The 26,283-nt window shown below is 55.8% G+C and carries 23 protein-coding genes; 21 read left to right on the top strand and 2 right to left on the bottom strand.

All coding sequences use genetic code 11. The features are described from left to right. Positions 1-33: 33 nt before the first annotated feature. The 11 genes from murD (at position 34) to GCWU000341_RS05875 (ending at position 13,600) form a co-directional block, all read left to right on the top strand. Positions 34-1,392, top strand: a complete 1,359-nt coding sequence (murD, locus tag GCWU000341_RS05930) for a UDP-N-acetylmuramoyl-L-alanine--D-glutamate ligase (RefSeq protein WP_009214910.1) — start codon at positions 34-36, stop codon at positions 1,390-1,392. Between the two features lie 10 nt (positions 1,393-1,402). Next, complete coding sequence (locus GCWU000341_RS05925; RefSeq protein WP_009214909.1) at positions 1,403-2,545, top strand: FtsW/RodA/SpoVE family cell cycle protein; 1,143 nt, start codon at positions 1,403-1,405, stop codon at positions 2,543-2,545. Further along, positions 2,542-4,086: a cell division protein FtsQ/DivIB gene (locus GCWU000341_RS12630; protein WP_009214908.1), complete on the top strand. Its 1,545-nt coding sequence runs from the start codon at positions 2,542-2,544 to the stop codon at positions 4,084-4,086. The genes GCWU000341_RS05925 and GCWU000341_RS12630 overlap by 4 nt, the downstream gene beginning before the upstream one ends. Positions 4,087-4,178: 92 nt before the next feature. Continuing rightward, positions 4,179-5,540: a cell division protein FtsZ gene (gene ftsZ, locus GCWU000341_RS05915; protein WP_009214907.1), complete on the top strand. Its 1,362-nt coding sequence runs from the start codon at positions 4,179-4,181 to the stop codon at positions 5,538-5,540. Positions 5,541-5,612: 72 nt separating this feature from the next. Continuing rightward, on the top strand, positions 5,613-7,205 hold the full coding sequence (locus tag GCWU000341_RS05910; protein WP_040653514.1) for a peptide chain release factor 3: 1,593 nt from the start codon (positions 5,613-5,615) through the stop codon (positions 7,203-7,205). A gap of 38 nt (positions 7,206-7,243) precedes the next feature. Further along, positions 7,244-8,638: a Sapep family Mn(2+)-dependent dipeptidase gene (locus GCWU000341_RS05905; protein ID WP_009214905.1), complete on the top strand. Its 1,395-nt coding sequence runs from the start codon at positions 7,244-7,246 to the stop codon at positions 8,636-8,638. A gap of 237 nt (positions 8,639-8,875) precedes the next feature. Then, entirely contained in the window at positions 8,876-9,847 is a 972-nt protein-coding gene (locus tag GCWU000341_RS05900; RefSeq protein WP_050761961.1) for a methionine ABC transporter ATP-binding protein, read from the top strand. Beyond that, complete coding sequence (locus tag GCWU000341_RS05895; RefSeq protein ID WP_009214903.1) at positions 9,848-10,510, top strand: methionine ABC transporter permease; 663 nt, start codon at positions 9,848-9,850, stop codon at positions 10,508-10,510. 137 nt (positions 10,511-10,647) lie between these two features. Continuing rightward, complete coding sequence (locus GCWU000341_RS05890) at positions 10,648-11,604, top strand: MetQ/NlpA family ABC transporter substrate-binding protein (RefSeq protein ID WP_009214902.1); 957 nt, start codon at positions 10,648-10,650, stop codon at positions 11,602-11,604. Positions 11,605-12,139: 535 nt separating this feature from the next. Continuing rightward, entirely contained in the window at positions 12,140-13,030 is an 891-nt protein-coding gene (locus tag GCWU000341_RS05880) for a fructose bisphosphate aldolase (protein ID WP_009214900.1), read from the top strand. Between the two features lie 60 nt (positions 13,031-13,090). After that, positions 13,091-13,600 (top strand): ferritin, encoded by a 510-nt coding sequence (locus tag GCWU000341_RS05875; protein ID WP_036599911.1) that lies wholly within the window; start codon positions 13,091-13,093, stop codon positions 13,598-13,600. Positions 13,601-13,657: 57 nt separating this feature from the next. Here GCWU000341_RS05875 and GCWU000341_RS05870 read toward each other — a convergent pair whose 3' ends face one another. Then, positions 13,658-14,203: a TIGR01440 family protein gene (locus GCWU000341_RS05870; RefSeq protein WP_009214898.1), complete on the bottom strand. Its 546-nt coding sequence runs from the start codon at positions 14,201-14,203 to the stop codon at positions 13,658-13,660. 373 nt (positions 14,204-14,576) lie between these two features. Here GCWU000341_RS05870 and rpsU point away from each other — a divergent pair, with 373 nt between their 5' ends. The 10 genes from rpsU to GCWU000341_RS05820 all read left to right on the top strand — a co-directional run bounded on the left by rpsU (position 14,577) and on the right by GCWU000341_RS05820 (position 25,667). After that, positions 14,577-14,753 carry a 30S ribosomal protein S21 gene (gene rpsU / locus GCWU000341_RS05865; protein WP_009429204.1) on the top strand — a complete coding sequence of 59 codons (177 nt, stop codon included), beginning with the start codon at positions 14,577-14,579 and terminating at the stop codon, positions 14,751-14,753. A 193-nt stretch (positions 14,754-14,946) separates the two neighbouring features. After that, positions 14,947-15,990, top strand: a complete 1,044-nt coding sequence (locus GCWU000341_RS05860) for a PhoH family protein (RefSeq protein WP_009214896.1) — start codon at positions 14,947-14,949, stop codon at positions 15,988-15,990. Then, on the top strand, positions 15,987-16,484 hold the full coding sequence (ybeY, locus tag GCWU000341_RS05855) for an rRNA maturation RNase YbeY (protein WP_009214895.1): 498 nt from the start codon (positions 15,987-15,989) through the stop codon (positions 16,482-16,484). Before GCWU000341_RS05860 ends, ybeY begins: the two co-directional genes overlap by 4 nt. Then, a complete protein-coding gene (locus GCWU000341_RS05850; protein ID WP_009214894.1) occupies positions 16,481-18,136 on the top strand; it encodes a putative polysaccharide biosynthesis protein in 1,656 nt (551 codons plus the stop codon). Before ybeY ends, GCWU000341_RS05850 begins: the two co-directional genes overlap by 4 nt. A 96-nt stretch (positions 18,137-18,232) precedes the next feature. Next, on the top strand, positions 18,233-19,642 hold the full coding sequence (locus tag GCWU000341_RS05845; protein ID WP_009214893.1) for an NAD(P)/FAD-dependent oxidoreductase: 1,410 nt from the start codon (positions 18,233-18,235) through the stop codon (positions 19,640-19,642). Further along, a complete protein-coding gene (locus tag GCWU000341_RS05840; protein WP_009214892.1) occupies positions 19,626-21,326 on the top strand; it encodes an NAD(P)/FAD-dependent oxidoreductase in 1,701 nt (566 codons plus the stop codon). The genes GCWU000341_RS05845 and GCWU000341_RS05840 overlap by 17 nt, the downstream gene beginning before the upstream one ends. A 98-nt stretch (positions 21,327-21,424) precedes the next feature. Continuing rightward, positions 21,425-22,483, top strand: coding sequence for an ABC transporter permease (locus GCWU000341_RS05835; protein WP_009214891.1), 1,059 nt, complete (start codon positions 21,425-21,427; stop codon positions 22,481-22,483). Then, positions 22,480-23,232 carry an ABC transporter ATP-binding protein gene (locus tag GCWU000341_RS05830; RefSeq protein WP_009214890.1) on the top strand — a complete coding sequence of 251 codons (753 nt, stop codon included), beginning with the start codon at positions 22,480-22,482 and terminating at the stop codon, positions 23,230-23,232. The genes GCWU000341_RS05835 and GCWU000341_RS05830 overlap by 4 nt, the downstream gene beginning before the upstream one ends. Positions 23,233-23,321: 89 nt before the next feature. Then, the gene (locus tag GCWU000341_RS05825; protein ID WP_155812669.1) at positions 23,322-24,482 is read left to right on the top strand and encodes an ABC transporter substrate-binding protein; all 1,161 of its coding nucleotides are present in this window, start codon (positions 23,322-23,324) and stop codon (positions 24,480-24,482) included. Between the two features lie 315 nt (positions 24,483-24,797). Further along, positions 24,798-25,667, top strand: coding sequence for a DMT family transporter (locus tag GCWU000341_RS05820; RefSeq protein ID WP_009214887.1), 870 nt, complete (start codon positions 24,798-24,800; stop codon positions 25,665-25,667). A 209-nt stretch (positions 25,668-25,876) separates the two neighbouring features. On the opposite strand, the gene GCWU000341_RS05815 is transcribed toward GCWU000341_RS05820, so the two are convergent. Next, on the bottom strand, positions 25,877-26,230 hold the full coding sequence (locus GCWU000341_RS05815; RefSeq protein ID WP_009214886.1) for a hypothetical protein: 354 nt from the start codon (positions 26,228-26,230) through the stop codon (positions 25,877-25,879). Positions 26,231-26,283: the final 53 nt, after the last annotated feature.

Here is a 26,283-nt window from a genome sequence, read left to right as displayed (position 1 = left end):
AACCAGGAAAAGAGGATAGAAGAGAGGAAGACCATGGACAGGGAGAAGGTGCTGGTGCTCGGTGCGGGGCGGAGCGGAATCGCCGCCGCAAAACAGATATTGGGGCTCGGAGGACAGGTCGTCCTCTTTGATTCCAATGAGAAGCTCAATGTGGCTGAGCTCCTCAAAAATTTTGAAAAAAAGGACAAGATCCGCATTTTGAAGGGAAAGCTCTCGCCGACGGATCTCGTCAATGTGGATCTTGCGGTCATAAGCCCGGGGATTCCGCTGGATCTTCCGCTGGTAAAAAGGATCCGCGGCGCGAAAATTCCGATCTGGGGAGAGCTTGAGCTCGCCTATCAGTCCAGCCGGGGGAAGCTCGCCGCGATCACCGGGACCAATGGGAAGACGACGACGGTCTCCCTGGTGGGAGAGATTCTTCGCTCCCATTTCAGTGATACCCATGTGGTGGGAAATATCGGAAATCCCTTTACCGCGGAAGCACTGGAGACGGAGGACAGCTCCGCCACCGTGATCGAGGTCAGCTCCTTTCAGCTGGAGACCATCATGGATTTCCGGCCGGATGTCAGTGCGATTACGAATATCACGCCGGATCATCTGGACCGCCATAAGAGTATGAAAAATTATATCCGCATCAAGGAATCCATCGCGATGAACCAGACGGAAGAGGACTGCGTGGTTTTGAACCATGAGGATCCGGAGCTTCGGAGCTTCGGGAAAGGGAAGGAGCTTAAGCCGAAGGTGCTCTGGTTCTCCAGTGAGCGGGAGCTCAAGGAGGGATTTTTCCTGAGGAAGGATGCGCTTTTCTTCCGGGAGGCGGGGAAGGAGGCGGAGGAGCTTCTCAAGGTGCGGGAGCTCAAGCTTCTCGGGAAGCATAATTATGAGAATGTCATGTGCGCCATGGCGGTTTCTTACAGGATGGGAGTTCCGATGAGAAAGATCATTTCGGTGTGCAAAAGTTTCCGGCCGGTCGAGCACAGGATCGAGTTCGTGCGGAAGAGGAGCGGCGTCAGCTATTATAATGATTCCAAGGGGACCAATGTGGATGCCGCGATTCAGGCGCTCCGAGCGATGCCGGGGCCGGTGATCCTGATCGGCGGCGGCTATGACAAGCATGTGGACTTTGATGACTGGGTGAAGGAATTCAAGGGCAGGGTGAAGTATCTTGTGCTGATCGGACAGACCAGGAGCCAGATCGCAAACTGTGCGAAGAAATACGGCTTTAAGAATATCATGTTCGCAGAGGATATGGACGAGGCGGTCAGGGACTGCGCGGCCTATGCGGACAGCGGGGACTTCGTGCTTCTGAGCCCCGCCTGCGCGAGCTGGGGAATGTTCAAGGACTATGAGGAAAGGGGACAGATCTTCAAGGACTGTGTGAAGAATCTGTAGCTTTGGGGAGATGGGATTGACGAGGACGAAGAAAATAGTGAGCTTTTACGATTACAGCCTGCTTTTTGCGGTGCTCTTTATCCTGGGCTTCGGCCTGCTCATCCTTTATTCCGCGTCCTCCGGAAGAGGAGACATGGAGGAGAGCGCCATGTCCTATCTGCGAAAGCAGGGATTTTTTGCCGTCGGCGGACTCGTCCTCATGTTTGGGCTCTCCCATCTATTGGATTATCGTTTTCTCCGCGTTCTGGCTCTCCCCGGCTTTGCCGCGGCCTGCGGCCTGGTTCTTTTAACCGCGGCATATGGCGCGGCCTCTCATGGCTCCACCCGCTGGTTCACGATTTTCGGTGTGCGCTTTCAGCCCTCTGAGCTTGTGAAGTTTACTCTCATTATCATGGAGGCGAGAGAATTCTCCCGTCTGGGAAGTCAGGTCAACAGTAAGAAGAGTCTCCGCCAGCCGCTTTTGCTGGCCTTTTTCCCCGCGATTTTCATTGCGTTTTCCAATCTCTCCACGGGGATCATTATCCTTGGGATCTTTTCTCTGATGCTCTTTGTAGCAAGAAAAGAGTATAAGCCCTTCTTCTATCTCTTTCTGCTGCTCCTTCTTCTCTATCTCGCGGCCTATCCCTTTGCGGTGCTGATGGAGAAGTGCCATATCATGCATGGATATCAGCTGATGAGAATCTATGCCTGGAAGCGCCCCCTTGACCCGAGATACGTGAGTAAAACCTATCAGACCGTGCAGGGGCTCTATGCGATCGGCTCCGGGGGGATCTTTGGGAGAGGGCTCGGGGAATCCCTTCAGAAGTTCATGATGCCGGAGGCGCAGAACGACATGATCTTCACGATACTCTGCGAGGAGCTCGGCCTTTTCGGTGCGGTTTCCCTGATCCTCATCTACCTCTTTATCCTCTACCGCCTCTATGACATCGCAAGGAATGCCCCGGATCTCTTCGGCTCCTTTCTCGTGATCGGTGTGATGTCGCACATCGGTCTGCAGGCGGTCCTCAACATCGCGGTGGCCTGCAATCAGATCCCCAATACAGGGGTCACGCTGCCCTTTGTGAGCTATGGGGGGACAGCACTCGTTTTGCTTCTTCTGGAGATAGGGATCTGTCTCTCGGTCTCGAAGCAGACGAAGCTGGAGCTTCGATGAACGGGCCCACGGGGAAAATCAGAAGGCCCCGCGGCCTTAGCTCCGGGCGGAATCGGAGGGAGCAGAATGCTCCGGAGGAGAAGAAGGGCGGGGAGCTGCTGCGGGACGAGAGTGCCGGGCTTCCGGAGATCGCGCCCGTTTTTCCGCATCGGGAAAAGGCGGAGGGGAAGCGGGAAGGAGCAGATGAGAAGAGGACAGGCGGAGGCGGAATCCGGAGAGAGCTCCGAAGGGCCGCCGCGCTTTCTGATCTGGAAACGGAGGAGATGAGGAAGCGGAGGCTCCATGGGCAGAGCGGAAGGAAGATCGTGCCGCTTTATGGAAGGGGATTTATGTCCCCGGAGGAGGATGCGGAGAAGGGAGCGTCCCTTTCGCTTCGCTCGGAGAGAAACCGCCAGTTCCTGGAGGGGGAAGCCAGGATGCGCCAGCTTGCGAGTGCGAGGAAGCGATTAAAGGAGGCGGAGAAGCCGGAGGAGAGCCGTTCCGACGCAGCGCTTCAAAAGGCGGTAGAGGAGCTTCTCTCGAGGAGAAAGAAGGAGAGAGAGCCTTCCCTGTCTATGGCGGGAGAAGAAGCGGAAGGGAATGCAATAGAAAGCGAAGAAGCGGCGGAGGAAGAGGGAAAAGCGATCGATCCCGGGGCGAAGGAGGACGCTTTTTCGGAGGAGAGGGAGGGGATAGCCCGGGGGAGGAGCAGAAGGAGAAGGACGGAGGAGCCGACGGAAGCTGCCCCTTTGGAGAAGGCAGAACGCGCATCGCGGTGGAGACTTCCCGTTTTGCTTCGCTTTTCCCCGGCCGGGGAACTAAGCCCCCAGGAGAGAGAGGAGAGGAGGAAGCAGGGGATCCGGATCCGCCGGATGGAGATCCTGCTTTTGATCCTGGGCATCCTTTTGGTGCTTGTGACAGCGAGGTTTCAGAGCATCGAAATCACGGGAAACCGGCGCTATTCCGAGGAGGAGATCCGGGCCATGCTCTTTCCGGGCAGCTGGGATACGGATTCCTTTTATCAGTTTCTGAAGGAACACACGAGGGAGCACGCGGAGTATCCCTTCATTGAAAGCTATGAGCTTCACTGGAAGGGGCCTCTTAAGCTGAAGGTCAGAGTCCGGGAAAAGAATGTCGTCGCCTATGTGGGCTTTATGTCCAGCAGGTTTTACTTTGACCGGGATGGAATGGTAGTGGAATCCACGCAGGAGCCTCTTGAGGGCGTGCCGAGGATAGAAGGCCTCGACTTCGGATCGATTTCTCTCCATAAAAGGATTTCCGTAAAAAATGACAGGGTCTTTCACGATATCATGAATCTGACCAATGCCCTGTCGGAATTACAGATTTCCTGCGAGAGCATCCGCTATGATGACTCCTTAAATGCGATCTTGAATCTCGGAGACATCAGGGTGAAGCTCGGGGCGGATCAGGACATGGAGGAGAAGATTTCCTGCCTCAGGGAGATCCTCCCGAAGCTCTCCGGAAGGAGGGGAGAACTCGACCTCTCCACCTATCTGGACCGGGGAGGAAGGGACAGTTTTATCTTTACAGAGAGCAAGTAGAAAAGCCCCGATCAATCCCGGGGCTTGCTATTTATCGGAAATCTTAGTATATTATTCCGGAAAGGAACGTTTTATCAGCGAAGGAGGAAGATATGCTGGAGATTAAACTTCCTGAGTCAGAGGCAGCTGCGAAGATCATTGTCGTTGGTGTTGGTGGCGCAGGCAATAACGCAGTGAACCGAATGGTGGATGAGGGAATTGTGGGAGTGGACTTTATCGGGGTGAACACCGATAAGCAGGCCCTCCAGTTCAGCAAGGCTTCCACATCCATGACGATCGGCGAGAAGCTCACCAAGGGGCTTGGCTGCGGCGGAAAGCCGGAGATCGGCATGAAGGCCGCAGAGGAAAGTTCCGAGGATATCACCTCCGCCTTGCAGGGAGCGGATATGGTTTTCGTCACCTGCGGCATGGGGGGCGGCACGGGAACCGGAGCGGCCCCTATTATCGCAAAGATCGCGAAGGACATGGGAATTCTCACGGTCGGCGTCGTCACAAAGCCCTTCCGCTTTGAGGCAAAGCAGAGGATGAATAATGCCCTGAAGGGGATCGATGCGCTCAAGGAGGCCGTCGATACCCTGATTGTCATCCCGAACGACAGACTTTTGGAGATCGTAGACAGAAGGACCACGATGCCGGATGCGCTGAAGAAGGCGGACGAGGTCCTGCAGCAGGCTGTGCAGGGCATTACGGACCTCATCAATGTCCCGGGGCTCATCAATCTCGACTTTGCCGATGTCTCTTCTATTATGAAGGATAAGGGGATAGCGCACGTCGGAATCGGAAAGGCGAAGGGAGACGAGAAGGCGATCGAGGCGGTCAAGGCCGCGATCTCCTCCCCGCTTCTGGAGACGACGATCGAGGGCGCTTCGGATGTGATTATCAATATCTCCGGAGATATCAGCCTGGTGGAAGCGAACGAGGCTGCTTCTTATGTGGAGGAGCTCGCCGGGGAAAATGCGAATATCATCTTCGGTGCGATGTATGACGAGAGTGCCCAGGACGAAGCGACGATCACGGTGATTGCGACCGGGATCCAGGAGATGGAGCAGAAGACAAAATCCGCTGCCTCCGTGATGGGGAAGAAGGTATTTAAACCGATTCCGCCGGTGCAGCAGCAGCCGGTTGCGGCTCCTTCTCCCGCCCCCGCTCCTGCGGCTCCCTCTCCCGCCCCTGCTCCGGCTCCGGCCGCGCAGAGGCCGGTAAGCCAGGGCTCTCCGATCATCCCGAATCTTTTCGGACATGGTGGAGCCTTCCAGAGCCGTCCCACTGTTCCGATCAATCCCACATCGGCGCCGACTCTGAATGTGAACACGCGTATCGGGGCTCCTCCCTCTCAGTCCGCCCAGCAGACGACACAGATGCCAAAGGAACAGACCGGAGCGAGCAGACAGCAGTCCAACAAGGAGATGTCGATCAATATTCCGGAATTCCTGCGAAACAGAAACAGCAGGTAAAGCTGCCGGGAAGAAGGGACTATGTCAAACGGCATAGTCCTTTCTTTGTACGGCATTGACAGCGGGAGGACTATGGGCAGTTTACGGGAAGAGATTGAAAAGAGAAGGACATTCGCGATTATTTCGCATCCGGATGCCGGGAAGACGACATTGACGGAGAAGTTCCTTCTCTATGGGGGAGCGATACAGCTCGCCGGAACCGTCAAGGGACGGAAGGCGACAAAGCACGCGGTTTCCGACTGGATGGAGATCGAGAAGGAGAGAGGGATCTCCGTGACCTCCTCCGCCCTCCAGTTCAATTATGACGGGAAATGCATCAATATCCTGGATACGCCGGGGCATCAGGACTTTTCGGAGGACACCTACCGGACACTGATGGCGGCGGACAGTGCGGTGATGGTGATTGACGGGGCAAAGGGAGTGGAGCCGCAGACCATAAAGCTTTTTAAGGTCTGTGTCCTTCGGCATATCCCGATCTTTACCTTTATCAACAAGTTTGACCGGGAGGCGAGAGATCCCTACGAGCTCCTGGATGAGATCGAAGATGTACTCGGGATTCACACCTGCCCGATCAACTGGCCGATCGGCTGCGGACGCGCCTTCCGTGGGGTCTACGACAGGGAGAGGGACTGTGTGGATCTTTTTCACGCCAATGCGGGCGGTTCCAGGGAGGTGGAGACCAGGACGCTCTCCATGGAGGATCCGGAGCTCCCGGAGCTTCTTTCTGCGGAATATTATGAGAAGCTCCGGGAGGACAGGGAGCTTTTGGACGGAGCTTCCGATAATTTCAGCAGGGAGAGGATCGACCGCGGAGATCTGACGCCGGTATTTTTCGGCTCCGCGCTGACCAATTTCGGCGTGGAGACCTTTCTCTCCCATTTTCTCTCCATGACGGAGGCCCCGCTCCCCAGAAAATCCGATCAGGGGCTCATTGACCCGGTGAAGGAGGGCTTCTCCGCCTTTGTCTTTAAGATCCAGGCCAATATGGACCCGAGGCACAGGGACAGGGTGGCCTTCCTCAGGATCTGCTCCGGAGAGTTCGACGCGGGAATGGAGGTAAACCATGTACAGAGCGGGAGAAGGGTGAAGCTCTCCCAGCCGACACAGCTGATGGCGGATGAAAGAAAGATCGTGGACAAGGCCTATGCCGGAGACATCATCGGGATCTTCGATCCCGGTATCTTTTCTATCGGGGATACGCTGGAGCTCTCGGGAAAGAAATTCCGCTTCGAGGGGATTCCGACATTCGCGCCGGAGCATTTCGCGAGAGTCCGGCAGATCGATACCATGAAGCGGAAGCAGTTTTTGAAGGGGATCTCCCAGATCGCGCAGGAAGGGGCGATACAGATCTTTCAGGAATACAATACCGGCATGGAGGAGATCATCGTCGGTGTCGTCGGCGTCCTGCAATTTGAAGTATTGACTTATCGCCTAAAAAATGAGTACAATGTGGATGTGCGTCTGGAAACATTGCCCTATGAATATATCCGCTGGATCGAGAATCGGACGGAGCTCGATATTGAGCATATCGAGGGAACCTCGGATATGAAGCTGGTGAAGGATCTGAGGGACAGACCGCTCCTCCTCTTCGTCCATGAATGGTCCATCGGAATGGTGCTCGACCGGAATAAGACGCTGAAGCTTTCGGAATTTTCGAGGAACTGAGAGGGACCCGGAGGGGATCCGGGAAGGAAGGAGAGAGTATGGATGCCAAGGTAAAGGAATGGATTCGTTCCCACAAAGATGAGCTTTTGAAGGATGTGAAGGAGCTCTGCGCCATCCCATCCGTGAAGGGGGCCTATGAGGAGGGGAAGCCCTATGGTCAGGGTCCCTTTGAGTCCCTTAATTTCACGCTGAATCTCTGTGAGAAGTACGGCTTTCCCGCACAGAATCTCGAAAATTATGTGGGCTTTGCGGACTTTGATCCCTCTCTGCCCCCGAGCCTCGATATCCTCGCTCACACCGATGTCGTGCCGGCGGGAGAGGGCTGGACGGTCACGGAGCCCTTCCGCGTCATTGAGAAGGACGGGAGGCTCTACGGCAGGGGCACAAGTGATGACAAGGGGCCGCTGCTGGCGGCGCTCTATGCGATGCGGGCGATCAAGGAGTGCGGTATTCCGCTGAAGAAGGGCGTCCGGATGATCGTCGGCGCGGACGAGGAGTGCGGCTCCTCCGATATCGAGAAATATTACGAGAAGTATCCGGAGGGAGAGATGACCTTCTCACCGGATGCGGAGTTTCCTCTGATCAACATCGAAAAGGGGCAGTTCAGGGCCATGCTCTCGAAGGATTTCAAGGAGGACAGTGCGCTCCCGCGCCTTCTGTCCCTGGAGGCGGGCATCGCGGTAAATGCTGTCCCGCAGAAGGCGGTGCTTCGCTTTGAGGGACTGGAGATGGAGAAGGCGGAGAGCGCGATGCGCGAGATCGAGAAGGAATGCGGCGTAAAGTGTGAGATCAGCGGGCCTTCGGAGATCACCGTCATCGGAAGCTCCGCCCATGCGGCGAAGCCGGAAAGCGGGAGAAATGCCGGGCTTTCGGCACTTCTTCTCGTGGAGAAGCTCCCCCTGCATCCTTCCGAGCTCCTCGCTGCCCTGAAAAAGGTCTCGAAGCTCTTCCCCTACGGTGTGACCGATGGCTCCGGTCTCGGCATCCGCCTCAGGGATCCGGAATCCGGGGATCTGAGCTGCACTCTCGATATCTTCCACGTGGATCCGAAGCATATCGAGTTTATCTATGACTGCAGGACTCCGGTCACGGCGAACGAGGAGAACTGCTATGCCAGGGCGAAGGCCTTCGTCGAGGCGGAGGGACTGGACTATGAGGCGAAGAGCATCGTGCCGCCGCATAAGGTGGCGGCGGACTCCGACTTCGTGCAGAAGCTTCTCCGGGCCTATGAGGATGTCACCGGTCTAAAGGGCGAGTGCCTTGCGATCGGAGGAGGAACCTATGTCCATCATCTGAAGAACGGCGTCGCCTTCGGAGCGGTGCTGCCGGATGTGGATACGAGAATGCACGGTGCGGACGAGTTCATGGATGTCGAGAACCTTTTGCTTGCGTCGGAGGTCTATGCGGAATCCATCCTTCTGCTCTGTCGCTGATGGGAATCCTGTTTTTATCCGCATGAAATAGGAAAGCTATAATTTCAGGCTATAACCAAACATCGAAAAACACTATCCTGGGAGGGCTTGACGGAAAAGTCCTCCCATTTTAAACTGATACAGGTCTTTCCGGAGGGACCGGGAGAGGCAGAGAAAATCGCCCGGTTATGGCCGCGGAGAAGAGTGGCAGAGGGGAGAAAATCGGTGGAGGAAGGCTATATTATCCGACTCATCAATATGGGAAAAACCTTCCGGACGGATTCCGGAGAGCTTGTCGCACTGGATGATATCAATCTCGATATCCGGGAGGGCGCGGTGCAGGGCATCATCGGCCTCTCGGGGGCCGGAAAGTCGACCCTCGTCCGCTGCATCAACTATCTCGAGATTCCGACCAGTGGAAAGGTCCTCTTTGAGGGCAGAAGCCTTGGCGAGATGAGCCGGAAGGAGGTTAGGGAGGCGCGGAGAAGGATGGGGATGATCTTTCAGCAGTTCAATCTTCTCGAACAGAGAAACCTCCTTCGGAATGTCACCTTCCCCCTGGAGATCGCCGGCGTCCCGAAGAGGGAGGCGAAGGAGAGGGCGGAGGAGCTCCTGCAGCTCGTCGGACTTTCCGAGCGATCGGGAAACTATCCCTCCCAGCTCTCCGGGGGACAGAAGCAGAGAGTGGCGATTGCGAGGGCCCTCGCAACCCGCCCGAAGGTCCTTCTCTGCGACGAGGCGACCTCGGCCCTCGATCCGAAGACGACGGAGCAGATCTTAAGCCTCCTCCGGAGGATCAATGAGGAGCTCAAGGTGACGATCATTGTCATCACACATCAGATGTCCGTGATTGAGGCAATCTGCGACGAGGTGGCGATCATTGACCACAGCCATATCGCGGAGTCCGGTCCCGTCTCTGAGATCTTCCATGCGCCGCGGACGGAGATCGGCCGGAGGCTGATCCTCGGAGAGGGAAACAGGAATCTGGACTTTGCGAACGGCAGGAAGCTCCGCATCGTCTTTGACGGACGAAAGGCCAGAGAACCGGTGATCTCGGATCTCGTGCTGAGCTGTAAGATCCCGGTGAATATCCTCTTTGCGAACACAAGGCAGGTGGAGGACGAGGCAGTCGGACAGATGATTGTGGAGCTTCCGGATTCCGGGGAGGAGGCGGAGAAGGTCTGCGCCTATCTCCGATCCAAGGGAATTACGTTTGAGGAGGTGAAGTAAATGCAGCTTTCGCAGTTTGTGGGGATGTATCTTGCGGAAAGCTGGGCAACGCTCTATATGGTCCTGATCTCCAGCACGATTTCCTATGCGATCGGGATTCCGCTCGGCGTGATCCTCGTCGCGACAGAGCAGGGGGGCATCGCGCCCTGCCGGATCGTGCATGGGATTCTCGGCTTTATCACCAATATCTTCCGCACGATTCCGTTCCTGATCCTGCTGGTCATGGTGCTCCCGCTGACGAAGCTCCTGGTGGGCACGACGCTCGGCCCGAGGGCGATCATCCCCCCCCTCATCATCGCTTCCGCCCCTTATATCGCGAGAATGGTAGAGTCCTCCCTGAAGGAGGTCGACGCCGGCGTGATCGAGGCCGCGAAGTCGATGGGAGCCAGCAACTGGCAGATCATCCGCATGGTCCTGCTCCCGGAGGCGAGACCGAGCCTCTATGTCGGCGCGGCGATCTGCATCACTACGATCCTCAGCTATTCCGCGATGGCGGGCTTTGTCGGCGGAGGAGGACTCGGGGCGATCGCCTTGAACTATGGATATTACCGCTATCAGACGGATGTCATGCTGATTGCGGTGGCAGTGCTCATCCTCATCGTGCAGCTCATCCAGGAATTTTGGATGCGGCTCGCGAAGGAGACCGATAAAAGAGTGAGCTGAGCTTAAAAACGGGAAGCTGCAGAGCGCGGTCGGCATCGCAGTCTTACATTGCGGGGGATCCGGCAGTCTTGATTTAAAAGGAACTTCGCTTTACTGAAAATGATAGAGAGATAGAGAGAAAGAGGGAGGAAAGTAGAATGAAAAAGAAGAGAATTGCATTATTTGCTGCGGCAGTGCTTGCTGTGTCTTTACTGGCAGGCTGCGCTGCTTCGGGAAGCGACAGCGCAAAGGAGGGAAGCACGAAGGCCGCGGAGTCGGAGGCGGAGAGCGGAAGCGATAAGGCGGAGAAGGAGAGCGGGGAAAGCAAAGAGGCGGGCTCTTCGAAGGATAATGCCGACGGAAAGGAGAGTAAGGCGGAGGGAGAGGAAGTGACGATCAAGATCGCCGCATCCCCCAGTCCCCACGCGAAGATTCTCGAGGCCGCGAAGCCGGAGCTTGAGAAAAGGGGAATCAAGCTGGAGATCAAGGAATACAATGATTATGTACAGCCGAATCTTTCGACGGATCAGGGGGAGGTGGATGCGAACTACTTCCAGCACGAGCCCTATCTGGACGACTTCAATAAGGAGAAGGGGACCCATGTCGTCTCCGTCGGAAAGATCCACTATGAGCCCTTTGGAATCTATGCCGGAAAGTCCAAGGATCTGAAGAATATCCCGGAGGGAGCGGAAATCGCGGTTCCGAACGACACGACAAACGAGGCCAGGGCTCTCCTCCTTCTCCAGGACAACGGCATCATCCGTCTAAAGGAGGGAGTGGGGCTGACGGCGACGAAGCAGGATATCGTCGATAATCCGCACAATGTGAAAATCCTGGAGGTAGAGGCCGCGCAGATTCCGAGATCCATCGATTCCGTGGACTTCGCCGCGATGAACGGAAATTACGCGATCGAAGCAAAGTTCAAGCCATCGGATGCGCTCGCACAGGAGGCCTCCGACTCCGAGGCCGCTAAGACCTATGGAAATATCATCGCAGTCGCTGAGAAAAACAAGGATGCCGCATGGGCGAAGACTCTCGTTGAGGTTCTGAAATCCAAGGAAATCAAGGATTATATCAATCAAAACTTCGAGGGCGGAGTTGTACCGCTGGATTAAGCTGCGGGATCTTCGAAACGGAATCGTAATCCGGACAGCCTCGGGCTTTTCTCATTTCAAAGCTCTCCTTATAACGTAAAATAAGCTGCAAAGATTTAAAAACGGAATTCCAAATCGAAAAAGGCTGAGCCGAAGGGGAAGCGGCAGGAGGACGGGAAGACCGGGGCTTGGCCCGGAGACAGAGATTAGAGAAGACAGATTTTTTAAGGCCGCCGCTCTGCGGCCTTTTCTCTTGTTTCATTGTCGAATACGGTTTCCCCCGGCTGTTTTGCGGGGGAATCCGCTCCCCTTTCGAAAGGCCCGGGCTTTCCTTCGGGATTTTATATCCCGGTCCCGGGAATCCGGAGGAGAAGGGAGGGGAACCGTCCCGGGAGAACTTTGACCTTCGGAAAGAAAGACGAGATTTGGGAAGAAGGAGTCTGTATTGACGAAGGGGGAGCAGGGGTATATAGTTGAATAGAGTTAGTTTTAAATAACCAAAAGGGGCGCTGAGCTCTGCCGCTCCGCTGCTCCTTCGGAATGAGGAGGTGATAGTATGAATACGGAACAGCTCGAGAGGATGCAGAAGGGCAAGGGATTTATCGCCGCTCTCGATCAGAGCGGAGGCTCTACCCCGAAGGCACTGAAGGCCTATGGAATCGATGAGACAGAGTACCACGGGGATAAGGAGATGTTTGATCTGGTCCATGAGATGCGGACGCGGATCATCAAAAATCCCGCGTTTTCCGCAGATCGGATTCTGGCGGCGATCCTTTTCGAGAATACGATGGATCGAAAGATCGACGGGGAATACACAGCGGATTATCTCTGGGAGAAAAAGCATATCGTCCCATTCCTGAAGATCGACAGGGGACTGGAGGAGGAGAAGAGGCATGTGCGGCTGATGAAGCCGATTCCCGCTTTGGATGAGACGCTGGAGCATGCCATAGGGGAGCGGCATATCTTCGGCACCAAGGAGCGCTCTGTCATCCTCGATTATGATGAGCAGGGGATCCGGGATATCGTAGAGCAGCAGTTTGAGCTCGGGCTTCGCGTCTTTTCCCATGGCCTTGTCCCGATCCTGGAGCCGGAGGTGGATATCCACAGCCCGAAAAAGGCGGAGTCGGAGAGATTTTTAAAGGAATGTATCCAAGAGAGGCTCAAGAAGCTGGAACCCTCTGTCAGGCTCATGCTTAAGCTGACCATCCCCACGGAGGATAATCTCTATGAGGAGTTGATGGCGGATCCCCATGTGGTCCGCATTGTCGCGCTGTCCGGAGGCTATTCAAGGGAGAAGGCCGATGAACTTCTCGCAGGGAACCGCGGTCTGATTGCGAGCTTCTCCAGGGCGCTCTCCGAGGGCCTTAGGAAGCAGCAGACGGAGGAGGAATTCAGCGCCTCCCTTCGGACTGCGGTCGATGCGATCTATGAGGCCTCCATTAGCTGAAAGGGAAGAATGTCGGGAAGGAGCGCCGCTCTTTGCGGGGCTTGGGAAAGGAGAGAGTATATGGATAAAAAGGTAAAGGAACTGATCAACACGCAGATCAATAAGGAGTTCTACTCCGCCTATCTGTATCTGGATTTTTCCGGCTACTACAATGATCTGGGGCTCGACGGCTTCGCGAACTGGTACGAGGTCCAGGCGCAGGAGGAGAGGGATCACGCTATGCTGATGCGCCAATACCTCTATAATAACGGAGAGCATGTCACGCTTCTTCCGATCGAAAAGCCGGACAAGGAATACAAGACAGCGGAGGATCCGCTTCGCTTCGCTCTCGAGCACGAGAAGTATGTGACCGGGTTGATCAATGCGATCTATGCGGCGGCCGATGCGGTGCACGACTACAGGACGATGCAGTGCTTCGACTGGTTTGTGAAGGAGCAGGGGGAGGAGGAGAAAAACGCCGAGGATCTCATCAAAAAGTATGAGCTCTACGGCGCCGATCCGAAGGGCCTCTATGCTCTGAATCAGGAGCTTCTGGGAAGGGCTTACGCGGCTCCGACGCTCGTTCTCTAGGATGCGGCGGGGCTCTCAAGGGGACGGATTCCTCCCCTTTTGAGAGCCCTGCTTCCCTTATTTCAGGGCATCGTTATAGTGGGCGCGTTCTCCGCCGATGAATTTCGGACGGACTCTCGCCGCGCTGACGTGGGCTTTCCCGAGCTCTCGATATGCCAGACGGACGGGGACGGCGACTCGCTTAAGATGCATGCCGATCAGAGTATCCCCGATATCGAGACCGGCATCCGCCCGGATCTCTTCCACGGCAACGGGATTTTGGAAGCTCTGCCATGCCGCAGTGGCGAAGGAACCTCCGGCCTTTGGCTGAGGGACGACATTTACGATGTCCAGCTGCGGGACGGCCTCCTCCTCTGTGATGATCGCACGGTTTAAGTGCTCGCAGCACTGCGCGGCGAGATAGATTCCCTTTTCCCGGCAGAGACGGTAGATGCCGGAGAAGACCGCTTCTGCGATCTCCGGCCTCGAATTTGTGCCGATCCGTTCTCCGCAGATCTCGGAGCTGGAGCAGCCTACGACGAGAATCTGTCCCTTTTTCAGCCGGGCCTTTTCAAAAAGCTCAGAGCTCAGCCGATACGCTCTCTCTCTCAGATTTTCTTCCATAGTGCCTCCTTTCCCCTGTGCGGGTATTCTGACATTCTGAAACTAACGCGGATATGTGCTAATAGAGATATAGCATAGTTTTCACGGAAATGCACCCTCACTTGCCTTCGGATGCCTGCGGATACCATCCCGCCTTTCTTTCTGAGGAAAAAGCCGGACTTTTTCGCCGGGATCTAAGACGGAAGCGCCTTTAGCTTTCAGCCTTCTTTTCGCTTTGGATCGATGGAAATCCTATCCTTTTACGGTCCGGGCGGTCCGGGCGCATCCTGCGGCCCGTAAAATCACAGGAAGGATTTCGCTTCTTCTTGACTTCGGCGGGGAATTTGCTATAATGAAACCCAGTTTATACCCGAAGGGAGGTTTGGGGCTTTTCATGTCAAGTGTAATCGTAAAGGAAAATGAGTCTCTGGACAGCGCTTTACGCAGATTTAAGAGAAACTGCGCCAAGGCCGGAATCCAGCAGGAAATCCGGAAGAGAGAGCATTACGAGAAGCCGTCTGTCAGACGAAAGAAGAAGTCTGAAGCGGCGAGAAAGCGTAAGTTCAACTAAGAGCTCGCTGCGAAGTGACGAAGCCGGTATAGCGGCCAATACAGAAGTCAGCACCTTGAGAGAGGGGCCCCGATTCAGAGATGAATTGGGGCCTTTCTTCTCGGAAGAAAATAGTATAGAATAATTAGAATGTCAGTGGAAGGATCCATGCCGGACTTAGCGGCGCTGTGAGAGACAGATATAACGGAGGGGTATGGCGACAACGGAAATCATCCTGGAAATCCCGATAGAGCATGAGAGGAATGTGCTCGGTCAGCTGGACAGCCATTTGAAGAAGATCGAGAGGGCCTTTCATATCACGCTTGTGGATCGGGGAGGCGCTCTTAAGATCATCGGAGAGCAGACTGAAGCGGAACGCGCTAAAAAGGTCTTTGAGAGTCTGATGCGGCTCTCGGAGCGGGGGAATCAGATTACGGAGCAAAATGTAGACTATGCGATCGCTCTCACGGTCTCCGAGAAATCCAGTGACAGTCTCGTGGAGATCGACAAGGATATCCTCGCGAGGACTGCGCTTGGGAAGCCGGTGAAGCCGAAGACACTGGGGCAGAAAGACTATGTCGATCGGATCCGGGATAATATGCTTACCTTCGGCATCGGCCCCGCCGGGACCGGAAAGACCTATCTTGCGATGGCAATGGCGATCACCGCCTTTCGAAGACAGGAGGTCTCCCGCATTATCCTCACAAGGCCCGCCATTGAGGCGGGGGAGAAGCTTGGCTTCCTGCCCGGGGATCTCCAGTCCAAGGTGGATCCCTATCTGAGACCGCTCTACGATGCGCTCTACCAGATCATGGGGGCGGAGCAGTATCTTTCCAATGTGGAGAGAGGTCTGATTGAGGTCGCGCCGCTCGCCTATATGCGCGGCCGCACTCTGGACAACGCCTATATCATTTTGGATGAGGCGCAGAACACGACCCCCGCGCAGATGAAGATGTTTCTTACGAGGATCGGCTTCGGCTCCAAGGTGATCGTGACGGGAGATCTGACGCAGAAGGATCTGGAGGAGGGGAAGAGATCCGGGCTGGAGGATGCGATGCGGGTCCTCCGGGATGTGGAGGGGATCGCCTTCGCGGAGCTCACAAGTGCCGACGTCGTCCGCCACCCTCTGGTGCAGAGGATCGTAAACGCCTATGAGCAGGATGAAAAGAGGCGTCTGGGAAAAGAGAAGACACGCGGCGGCAGGGGAGGAAGCCGGGAGAGAAGAGCAGACGGGGGACGGAGAACGCGGAAGGCATGACGATCAATCTTGATTTTGAGACGGAGAAGAGACTGGAGCTTCCCCTGGAGGAGATCATCACGGAAATCTGCGGAGCAGTGATCGCCTATGAGCACTGTCCGTTTTCCTGTGAAATCAGTGTGCTCTTCACAGACAATGAGGGGATCCGCGCAATAAACCGGGACAGCCGGGGGATCGACGCTCCGACGGATGTGCTCTCCTTTCCGATGGCGGAATATAAGAGGCCGGGGGATTTTTCTATCTTCCGGGAGGGGGATCCGGAGCTCTTCAACCCGGATACGGGGGATTTCTTTCTGGGGGATATCGTTCTGAATCTGGACCGGATTGAGTCTCAGGCGAGGGAATACGGACACAGCGAGCGGAGGGAGCTGGCCTTTCTGACTGCGCATTCCATGCTGCATCTTTTTGGCTATGACCATATGGCGGAGGGGGAGCGGAGTGAGATGGAGAGGCGGCAGCGGGAGATTCTGGAAGGAAAGGGCTATTGCCGATGAGCACAAAGCTACGGAAGGGAAGGAGAGGGAATTTCGTCGTCCAGGGCTCTCTCCTCGCCGCGGCCGGAATTCTGGTCCGCATCATCGGTATGGTATACCGAGTTCCGCTCGCCGCCATCATCGGGGAAGAGGGAAATGGATACTATACCAGTGCCTTCGGCATCTATTCGCTGCTTCTGATTCTCTCCAGCTATTCCATGCCGACTGCGATTTCCCGTATTGTGTCCGGAAATCTCGCAAAGAAGCGCTATCGAAATACGGAGAGGGTGCTCCGGGCGGCCTTTCTCTACGCGAGCGGAATCGGCTTTATCATGTTTTCGCTGCTTTGGTTCGGGGCGGAGCCGATCGCCGTTTTATTGAAAAAGCCGGACTGCTCCTTTTCTCTCCGGGCGCTGGCCCCGACGGTATGGGTCATGGCCTATCTTGGGATACTGCGGGGCTATTTTCAGGGGACGGGAAATATGGTTCCGACAGCGGTCTCCCAGATTCTGGAGCAGGTTTTAAATGCGATTGTCTCCGTTCTCGCCGCGGGGCTGCTTTTCGGCGTGGGGGAGAGAGCCAGCCTCATCTACGGGAAGGAGGAGTATCCTTACGCGTACGGTGCCGCCGGAGGCTGTATCGGCACCGGTGCCGGAGCCTTCGCCGCCCTGATTTTCTTTGTGCTGCTCTATCTCTCCCAGCGCTATCTCATGAGATGCCGGGTGGTCCGGGACAAGGGGAGGCGGGACAGCTACCGGAGAATCATAGTCATTCTTGCGGGGACGATGCTCCCGATTCTGCTCTCCAGCACCGTGTACAATATTTCCTCGGTCCTCGATGACTATCTTTTCGGAAATATCATGACGAAGATCGGGAGAGCGGAGCATATCATCCGCGAATGGGGAATTTTCGGGGAGTATCATATTCTCTTTAATATCCCGGTCGCGCTGGCGAATGCGCTTTCCTCCTCTCTGATTCCCAGTCTGACCAGGGCCGTAGAGGAGCATGAGAGGAAGGATATCGTATCCCGCGTGCGCTACAGCATTCGCTTTACCATGCTGATCGCCATTCCGGCGGCGGTGGGCCTCTCTGTTCTCGCAGAGCCGATCTGCCGCATGCTCTTCCCGGGAAAGAATGTACAGCTTCTCATCAATCTGACGAGAATCGGATCTCTGGCGGTGGTATTCTACTCTCTCTCAACGATCAGCAATGCGATCCTCCAGGGACTTGGGCATCTGAACATTCCGCTTCGAAATGCGGTTTATGCGCTCATACTTCATCTTATCGCCCTGGTGCTCCTCCTTTTTCTGGGATTTGGGATCTATGGAGTCGTGCTCTCGAATATCTTTTTCGCTTTTGTCATGTGCATTCTGAACCAGCGCGCAATTCAGAGACATGTCCGCTACCGGCAGTACCTTAGAAAGACCTATCTCTATCCGATCATCGCGAGCGCTTTCATGGGGGGCGCGGCCTATGGGAGCTACCGCGGGGCCGCCCTCATGCTGCCCGCCTCGATCCGCTTTGGCCGGGTCGGTTCTATGCTGGAGCTTCTGCCATCGCTTTTTCTCGCCGTACTGGTGTATTTTTTCTTTCTGCTTCGGATGCGCGCCTTCACGAAGGAGGATCTCGACAATATGCCGATGGGGAGAAAGCTGAGAAGGTTTCTGCGCTAGGCTCTGCCCTTTTCATCGGAGGGAGAACGCGGCTTTCTTCGCCCTGCCGCGTTCTTTCGGAGCTTTTCCTTTGGAGCCGGGAGGGGGGAGGATTTTATGAGGAGAGTGATTGTCGCCGGGGGAGGCGCGGCCGGGATGGCCGCCGCCATAGCAAGTGCGCGCTGCGGAGCGGGGGTGCTTCTTTTGGAAAGAAACCAAAGGCTCGGAAAGAAGCTCTCTCAGACCGGAAACGGGCGCTGCAATTTTACCAACCGGGACTTTTCCTTTCGAGAGGGAATCTACCGCTCGGAGACAGCGGATTTTCCGGAGCGGGCCCTTCAGGGCTTCGGTCCGGAGGAGATGCTCTCTTTTATGAAAAGCGTGCTCTCTTTTATGAAAAGCGTGGGGATTTTCCCGAGGTTTCGTGGAAATTACGTCTATCCGGCCTCGGATCAGGCTTCGTCGGTCTCGGAGCTCATGGAGGAGGAGCTCCGGCAGCTTGGCGTCAAAATATTGACGGGGCACAGGATAGAAAAGATCCAAAGGGACGAGGGAGGATCCTTTCTGCTTTTATCCTCTTCCGGGGAGGGAGAAAGAGAGGAGCAGCGCTGCGATGCGCTGATCCTCGCCCTTGGCTCAGCGGCGGCGCCGAGGACCGGCTCCGAGGGGGACGGATATCCGATCGCGGAGAGCTTTGGGCATAGCATCGTACCGCTGGTTCCCGCCCTCTGTGCGCTTCGCTGCGAGGAAAGCTTTTACCGTGAACTCTCCGGTGTCCGCTGCGATGCCGCCCTTCGGCTCCTCGTCTCCGGAAGGGAGAAGGGAAGGGAGAGAGGGGAGCTTCAGCTCACGGATTACGGGATCTCCGGCATCCCGGTCTTTCAGCTGAGCCGCTATGCATCCTATGGCATTTTGAGGGGAGAGGAGGTTTTTGCGGAGCTCGACTTCCTCCCCGCTGTCTCCGAAGACGCCCTCCTTTCGGAGCTCTTCCGGCTGAGACAGAGCTTCCCCGAAAGGAGCGCGCACAGTCTTCTCCTTGGGCTTATGAACGGAAAGCTCGCCGGGACGCTCCTCTTGGTCTCGGGAATCGGGAGGGGAAGAAGAGCCCGTGACTTAAGCGGGAGGGAGCTTCATGCGCTTTCCTCCCGGATCAAGAGCTTTCGGAGCAGAATCCTCTCTGCAAATCCATTTTCTCAGGCGCAGTGCGCGGCGGGAGGGGTAAGCTGCCGGGAGATCGAGCCTGAGAGCATGGAGAGCAGAATCTGCCCGGGACTGTATTTTGCGGGAGAGCTTTTGGATGTGGACGGGATCTGCGGAGGCTATAATCTGCATTTTGCCTTTGCGAGCGGTCTTAAGGCGGGGAGAGCTGCGGCGGGGAAGCCCACTTCTTGGGAGGAGAAGATTTCTCTTCAGGCGGGGAAGCCCTCTCCGCGGGCGGGGGAGATTTCTCCCTGGGCGAGGAAGTCCTCCTCGCGGGGAAGGAAGGGAGAGAAAGAGAAGGGGAGGAGATATGATACGGATCAGTGAGCTCAGACTTCCGGTCCTCGCGGGAGAGGGAGAAATCCGAAGAAAGGCGGCCTCTCTCCTCCGCGTCCGGGAGGATAAGATCAGGGATTTCACGATTTTACGGCGTTCCATCGACGCGAGAAAGAGGGGGATGGAGATCCGTTTCTCCTACACCGTTCTTCTTTCCCTAAAGGATGGAGGGGAGGAGAGGCTTTTAAAGCGGCTTGGAAATCCCAGGCTCTCGCTCTCGGAGCAAAAGAGCTACCGGATTCCGGCTCTTCCGGAGAGGATTTCCGGGAAGAGCCGGGAGGAGTATTTTTCAGAATATGGGAATCGGCCCCGAATCGTCGGCTTCGGCCCGGCAGGGATGTTTGCGGGGCTCCTTCTTGCGAGGATGGGGGCTTGTCCCGTGATCTATGAGAGGGGAGGGCCCGTTGAAGAGAGGGAGAAGGCCGTGCTTTCGCTCTGGAAGGACGGGAGACCGGATCCCTCCTCCAATCCCCAGTTCGGGGAGGGCGGGGCGGGGACATTTTCCGACGGAAAGCTGAATACTCTCGTGAAGGATCCGGACGGTCGCTCCCGCTTTGTGCTCTCCGAGTTCGTCCGCGCGGGCGCTCCGGAGGAGATTTTAATCGACGGAAAGCCTCACATTGGAACGGATCTCCTCCTTGACATTGTGCGGAAGATCCGGGAGGAGATCCTCTCTCTCGGAGGAGAGATCCGCTTCCACAGCCAATATCATTTCAGAGAGGAGGAGAGCTCTCCTCTGATTCTTGCGATCGGGCACAGCGCAAGGGACAGCTACAGGGAGCTTTTGGAGCTCGGTCTTTCGATGCGGCCGAAGGACTTCGCGATGGGCTTTCGCATTCAGCATCCTCAGGCCCTCATTGACCGCGCGCTCTACGGGGAGATCTCGGAGGAGATGCGGGGAGCTCTTGGGCCGGGCGCGTATAAGCTGAGCTTTACGAATTCGTCCGGCCGGGCGCTCTACAGCTTTTGCATGTGTCCCGGAGGCTATGTCATCAATGCTTCCTCGGAGGAGGGGAGGCTTTGCGTGAACGGGATGAGCTGCCACGGCCGGGACAGCGGAACTGCGAACTCCGCGATCGTTATGGCGATTCGGAAGGAGGACTACGGGGACGGAAGGGATCCCATGTCCGGGATCTTACTCCAAAGGGAGCTGGAGGAGAGATGCTTTCGTCTATGCGGGGGAAGGATCCCGATGCAGCGCTACGGGGCCTTCCGGGATGCGGTATCGGAAGAGAGAGGGGAGAGGGATGCTCTCCCTGAGAGACTGCGGGATGGGGAGAGAGAGCCGATGTCTCCGTCCTTCCGCGGCCTCTTTTCGGAGGCGGATCTCAGCACGATTTTCCGCTTCGGGGAGGATTCCCCCTATCGGAGTCTCAACTGCTTTAATGCGCTTTTCATCGAGGGAATGGAGAGCTTTTCCCGCCGCATCCCCGGCTTTAACCGGGAGGACGCGGTCCTCTGCGCGCCGGAGAGCAGGACCTCCTCCCCGATCCGCATCCCCCGGGATGAAGACTTTCATTCTAATCTCCGCTTCCTCTATCCCTGCGGAGAGGGGGCCGGATATGCCGGAGGGATCATGAGTGCCGCGATGGACGGCATGAAGACAGCGGAGGCGCTTTCTGCGGATTATTGCGCGGGGAGGATTCCCTGGAAAAGCTATCGCGAAATCCTATAAGAGAAGAATTTCATAAAAAGCCTTGATTTGTTTTTTGAGGGAGGGACAGATAGAATAGAGGAGGTTCCAGATGCTCAGTGAGAAGATGGGGAGTGGGAATGACTTCTATTCAAAGAAAAACACGAAGAGAAACGGAGGATTCTGTACAGAGCGCGATCACACGGGAGACGCTCCTTGAGATGGAGCAAAAGCCGAGAACCGGCATGCAGAAAACCTTCGATCTGCTCAAGGCTCTTTCTCCGATTCTTGCGGCTTCACTCGCCTTACTGGAATATCTGTATCTGCCGAATCACCCGGGCAATGAGGCGAGCTATACCTATGCGGTTTTTCTGGGGATTTTGCTTTTCGGAAATCTCGTTTTTCTCCTCTTCTCTCTCCGCTCCAGGCTCTCCTATTATCGTTACCTCTACCACGCGCCCTTCCGCGCGCTGGTATTCCTTCTTCTTCTTTTTTATGATGTTTTGACTTTAAAGAGCGGGATTTTGCTCATGCCGTATTTTCCCTGGGTGGACCGCATCTTAAATGCCATGATTTCCGATCGGGGCTATCTCCTTCAGTGCACGCTGAGCTCTCTCTACCTCCTTTTCTGCGGCTACTTCTCGGGGCTTCTGGCCGGCCTCGTCAGCGGGATCGCCTGCGGATACAATCAGAGGATCAACTACTGGATTGAGCCCTTTATGAAGCTTCTGGGGGCGATCCCGAGCACCACATGGATCCCGATCGTCCTGGTGCTTTCGGCCTCTCTTTTCCGCGGCAGTGTCTTCATCATTGCGCTCGGCGTGTGGTTTTCCATCACACTCTCCACGATCACCGGTATCCGAAATATTGATAAATCCTATTATGAGGCGGCGCGGACTCTCGGGGCCTCCGGAGTGCAGCTGATAAAAAATGTCGCGATCCCATCGGCGGTCCCCAGCATATTCCAGGGAATGATACAGGCGATGAGCTCCGCCTGCACGGCTCTTCTTGTCGCGGAGATGATCGGTGTGGAATCGGGACTTGGATGGTATATCACCTGGCAGAAAAGCTGGGCGGAATACGGCAAGATGTACGGGGCGATCATCCTGATCTGCCTGATCTTTGTCGGCGTCAACTTTATTCTGGGCTGCATCAGGAGCCGTGTGCTCCGCTGGCAGGAGGGGATGGTGAAGGAATGAGTCTTTTGCTGGAGGGGGTTTCCAAGAGCTTTGCCGGGAGCGGGGATGATGTCACAAATGCCCTCGATAAGATCGATCTCTGTGCGGAGGCGGGGGAGTTTCTGTGCATCGTAGGGCCGAGCGGCTGTGGAAAGTCCACGATCCTCCGCCTGATTGCGGGTTTGATCGAGCCTACGACGGGGACACTCAGTCTGAACGGGAAGCCAATCCGCGGGACGGATCCGATGCGGGGGATGGCCTTTCAGAAGCCGACGCTCTTTCCCTGGATGACAGTGGAGAAGAATATCGCCTTTGGACCGAGGATGCAGAAGAAGCGGAAGCCGGAGATGGTGGAGAAAATGCTCCGGATCACAAAGCTTGAGGCCTTCCGGAATGCGTATCCCCACCAGCTTTCAGGTGGTATGGCACAGCGGGCAGCGCTTGCGAGGACCATGGTCAATGAGCCGGAGATCTTCCTCCTCGATGAGCCGCTCGGCGCTCTGGATGCCTTTACAAGGATGAAGATGCAGGACGAGCTCCTCGAGATGTGGCGGGAGAAGAAAAATATGATGATGATGGTGACGCATGATGTGGATGAGGCCATCTACATGGGAAGCCGAGTGATCGTGATGGCGCCGAGCCCCGGGCGGATCCTGAAGGATATCCCGATTGCTCTCCCCTATCCCAGAGACCGGCTGGCGGATACCTTTCTCCGGTATCGGGATGAGATCATGCGGCTTCTCGGAATCGGCAGCGAGAAAACATCGTGAGGGCGGATGAGCGGAAAGAGAGACTTTTGGGATGCGGCGGGGATGAAGTCCGAACGCCGCACAGGAATCAGGGTTCAGGGAGGATTCAGATGAAAAAGAACTTTTCTGTTGTGCTGGCACTGGCGCTTTCTGCGTCGATATTTTTTGCGGGATGCAGTACTCAAGTGGGAAAGACGACCGGATCGGAGAGCGGAGAAGGGACAAAGAAGGAGACAGAGGCAATGAAGGAGGACGCGAAAGCCTCTTCCGGAGCCGCTGAGGAGAAGGAGAGCAAAGCATCGGCGCTCTCCTCTGCAGAGATTGAGCATCATCCGCTTGAGCTCACAGCGGAGGAGGAAGAGGCCTGGAAGAAGGAGCCGGCCTATGGAAAGACGATCCGGATCGGCTATAATGGAGGCCTCTGTCTCGGCGCCTTCGGCATCGCGCAGGAGGAGGGCTTCTATGAGGCGGAGGGGCTGAAGACGGAGATCACGAAGATGACGGTGCAGTCGGATGCGATTGGGACCGGAAAGGTCGATGTCACGGGAGATCACATCGCCGCCCTCCTTGTCCCCGCGACAAAGGGCGTGAATATGGTCTTTACGAGGGGCTGCCACAGCGGATGCAAATCCCTCTATGTACTGGGAAGCTCTGAGATTCAGTCTACGGCGGATCTGAAGGGAAAGACGATCGCGATCGCGGACGGGATCGGGGGATCCGATCACAATATCAGTCTTCGCTTTCTGAGTAAGGACCATATTGATCCCTCCGAGGTACAGTTCAAGGTCGTCTCTTATGACGCGGTCATCCTCGCTCTGCAAAACGGCGAAGTACAGGGGGCCACATTGAGCGATCAGTTTGCCCGGAAGTTTGTGGATGACGGAACGCTTCGCATGATCCGTTCCCTGACGACAGATGAGGATTTTAAGACGGAGCCCTGCTGCATCCATGCGGTAAACGGAGATTTCCTGAGGGAGAATCCGATCACGGTAAAGAAGCTGACCCATGCGCACGAGGAGGCGAGCAAGTGGATTCAGTCGCATAAGGAAGAGTTTGTGGATATCATGCTCAAGATGAACTGGGCCTCCGGGGAGCGGGACAAGGTCCTGGATTTTGCGGACAGCCTGGACTTCGATATCCCGGATGAGAACACGGAGAAGACGCTGGAAAGCATCATAGACGACTATAAGGGCTTCGGTCTGGTGGATAAGGACAGTGATACAGGGACGGTCCTGAATAAGATTTGGGATCCGGTGCTGGATCAGTCCTGATAAGAGCCCGGAACTATAAGTTATGGGATAAAGGGATCCGAAGCCGCGGCATTGTCTGGACGGAAGAAGAAAAGAGAAAAAGGGAAAAGGAAAAAGGAGAGAAGAGCCGAGGTCTCCAAATAGGGAGGCCAAGGCTCTTTATGATTTTCGGAAAATGTGCTAGAGTCAGCTGTGCGGCGTTTCAAATACCAAATCGCTGAATGCTTGAGAGAATATGCGGGCAAAGTGACGGGGTATTCATGGACCGGTCGGACAGGGAATGCCGCAGTGCTGTGGGGATGAAGATGCGGCAGAGCAGAAGCGGGGCAAGATGAGATGACAGATCAAAAGAGAGGAATCCTTTTTATTGTGCTGGCTGCGGCGGGCTTTTCTCTGATGGCCGTTTTCGTGCGGCTTTCGGGAAAGCTTCCCGTGATGGAAAAGGCCTTTTTCCGAAATATCGTTGCGGCACTGGCCGCGTGGATCATTTTAAAGCGCTCCGGGGAGCGCTTTCATCTGGAAAAGAGAGAATGGCTTCCGCTTTTCCTCCGTTCCCTCTTTGGGACGATCGGGCTCATCGCAAATTTCTGGGCGATCGACCGGCTGGGAATCGCGGATGCTGCGATGCTCAATAAGATGTCCCCCTTTTTTGCGATATTGATGTCTCTTTTTATCCTAAAGGAGACGCCGGGCAGGAGGGATATCCTCTGCCTCATTACAGCGCTTTTCGGGGCGGCGCTCGTGATCAAGCCGGGAGTCGGACTCGCGCAGCTTCCCGCCCTCGTCGGCCTCCTCGGGGGCTTTTTCGCGGGAACGGCCTATACCTATGTGAGAAAGCTCGGAAAGAGCGGAGTGAAGGGACCGATCATCGTCCTGGCCTTTTCCGTTTTCTCCTGTGCGGCCTGTCTTCCCTTTTTGATTATGGACTTTCATCCGATGACGGGAAGGCAGCTGCTCTTTTTGCTCCTCGCAGGGGCGGCGGCGACGCTGGGGCAGCTCGGAATCACGGCGGCCTATCGCTTCGCCCCGGCAAAGGAGATCTCTGTCTTTGATTATTCGCAGGTGGTTTTCGCCGCGATATTCGGCTTTTTCCTCTTCGGGGAGCTGCCGGATGCCGTGAGCCTTCTCGGCTATTTCCTCATCATCGGAACCGCTCTGTATCGCTGGAGGGCAGCAAGGTCTGCAGGAAGCGAAAGGAGCGGATGAGAGAGATAGGGAAAAGAATATCATCAAAGCTTTTTTAAAACAGCGGCCTGCCGTTTCCTGGGATCATCCCGGGATTTACATTAAAAAGAGAAGCAGGAGGGAGATTCATCCTGCCTGCTTCTCTTTTTCCGTGCGCCCAGCGGCGCATGTTCCTGAATCTTACCTTCCCGGTCCGGACTCCGCCCATCGGTGAGAAGACAGGGCCGGGACTATACTTTGAGGAGAAGATCCTGATTCTCCAAAAGGAGAGCTGCGGCCCGGCAGGCCTCGCAAATACAGATTTTCTCTCCCTTTGCCTTTGCCTCTTCCGCCTGCTTCCGGACTGCCTCCGCCGTATCTTTTCCGAAGGCTTTCTCTCCGTCCGGAGAGGACGCAAAGGCAATCAGACCATCGATGCTTGTGACATCCTCCTTCAGCTCCTTGATGAGGGCTTCTGCGGCTTTTTTCTCCTCTGCCGTGCCGATGGAGGCGAGGTAATCCTCCCCGGCCTTTTTGGCCTCAGGACAGACAGAACCCGCTGCGATGAGCTTTTTTAGCTCTTCCAGGATTGCTTTTTTGTCCATATGCACTCTCCCTTCTGTCAATGAAAGATTTCCTGCACTAAAATTATTATATC

The sequence above is a fragment of the Oribacterium sp. oral taxon 078 str. F0262 genome, assembly GCF_000160135.1.
GTDB lineage: Bacteria > Bacillota > Clostridia > Lachnospirales > Lachnospiraceae > Oribacterium.
This window is presented reverse-complemented; position numbering and strand designations above follow the sequence as displayed.

Excerpts from the sequence above, each read along its gene's own strand:
- murD (WP_009214910.1), top strand. The coding sequence starts at position 34 with ATGGACAGGGAGAAGGTGCTGGTGCTCGGTGCGGGGCGGAGCGGAATC.
- GCWU000341_RS05925 (WP_009214909.1), top strand. The coding sequence starts at position 1,403 with ATGGGATTGACGAGGACGAAGAAAATAGTGAGCTTTTACGATTACAGC.
- GCWU000341_RS12630 (WP_009214908.1), top strand. The coding sequence starts at position 2,542 with ATGAACGGGCCCACGGGGAAAATCAGAAGGCCCCGCGGCCTTAGCTCC.
- ftsZ (WP_009214907.1), top strand. The coding sequence starts at position 4,179 with ATGCTGGAGATTAAACTTCCTGAGTCAGAGGCAGCTGCGAAGATCATT.
- GCWU000341_RS05910 (WP_040653514.1), top strand. The coding sequence starts at position 5,613 with ATGGGCAGTTTACGGGAAGAGATTGAAAAGAGAAGGACATTCGCGATT.
- GCWU000341_RS05905 (WP_009214905.1), top strand. The coding sequence starts at position 7,244 with ATGGATGCCAAGGTAAAGGAATGGATTCGTTCCCACAAAGATGAGCTT.
- GCWU000341_RS05900 (WP_050761961.1), top strand. The coding sequence starts at position 8,876 with ATGGGAAAAACCTTCCGGACGGATTCCGGAGAGCTTGTCGCACTGGAT.
- GCWU000341_RS05895 (WP_009214903.1), top strand. The coding sequence starts at position 9,848 with ATGCAGCTTTCGCAGTTTGTGGGGATGTATCTTGCGGAAAGCTGGGCA.
- GCWU000341_RS05890 (WP_009214902.1), top strand. The coding sequence starts at position 10,648 with ATGAAAAAGAAGAGAATTGCATTATTTGCTGCGGCAGTGCTTGCTGTG.
- GCWU000341_RS05880 (WP_009214900.1), top strand. The coding sequence starts at position 12,140 with ATGAATACGGAACAGCTCGAGAGGATGCAGAAGGGCAAGGGATTTATC.
- GCWU000341_RS05875 (WP_036599911.1), top strand. The coding sequence starts at position 13,091 with ATGGATAAAAAGGTAAAGGAACTGATCAACACGCAGATCAATAAGGAG.
- GCWU000341_RS05870 (WP_009214898.1), bottom strand. The coding sequence starts at position 14,203 with ATGGAAGAAAATCTGAGAGAGAGAGCGTATCGGCTGAGCTCTGAGCTT.
- rpsU (WP_009429204.1), top strand. The coding sequence starts at position 14,577 with ATGTCAAGTGTAATCGTAAAGGAAAATGAGTCTCTGGACAGCGCTTTA.
- GCWU000341_RS05860 (WP_009214896.1), top strand. The coding sequence starts at position 14,947 with ATGGCGACAACGGAAATCATCCTGGAAATCCCGATAGAGCATGAGAGG.
- ybeY (WP_009214895.1), top strand. The coding sequence starts at position 15,987 with ATGACGATCAATCTTGATTTTGAGACGGAGAAGAGACTGGAGCTTCCC.
- GCWU000341_RS05850 (WP_009214894.1), top strand. The coding sequence starts at position 16,481 with ATGAGCACAAAGCTACGGAAGGGAAGGAGAGGGAATTTCGTCGTCCAG.
- GCWU000341_RS05845 (WP_009214893.1), top strand. The coding sequence starts at position 18,233 with ATGAGGAGAGTGATTGTCGCCGGGGGAGGCGCGGCCGGGATGGCCGCC.
- GCWU000341_RS05840 (WP_009214892.1), top strand. The coding sequence starts at position 19,626 with ATGATACGGATCAGTGAGCTCAGACTTCCGGTCCTCGCGGGAGAGGGA.
- GCWU000341_RS05835 (WP_009214891.1), top strand. The coding sequence starts at position 21,425 with ATGACTTCTATTCAAAGAAAAACACGAAGAGAAACGGAGGATTCTGTA.
- GCWU000341_RS05830 (WP_009214890.1), top strand. The coding sequence starts at position 22,480 with ATGAGTCTTTTGCTGGAGGGGGTTTCCAAGAGCTTTGCCGGGAGCGGG.
- GCWU000341_RS05825 (WP_155812669.1), top strand. The coding sequence starts at position 23,322 with ATGAAAAAGAACTTTTCTGTTGTGCTGGCACTGGCGCTTTCTGCGTCG.
- GCWU000341_RS05820 (WP_009214887.1), top strand. The coding sequence starts at position 24,798 with ATGACAGATCAAAAGAGAGGAATCCTTTTTATTGTGCTGGCTGCGGCG.
- GCWU000341_RS05815 (WP_009214886.1), bottom strand. The coding sequence starts at position 26,230 with ATGGACAAAAAAGCAATCCTGGAAGAGCTAAAAAAGCTCATCGCAGCG.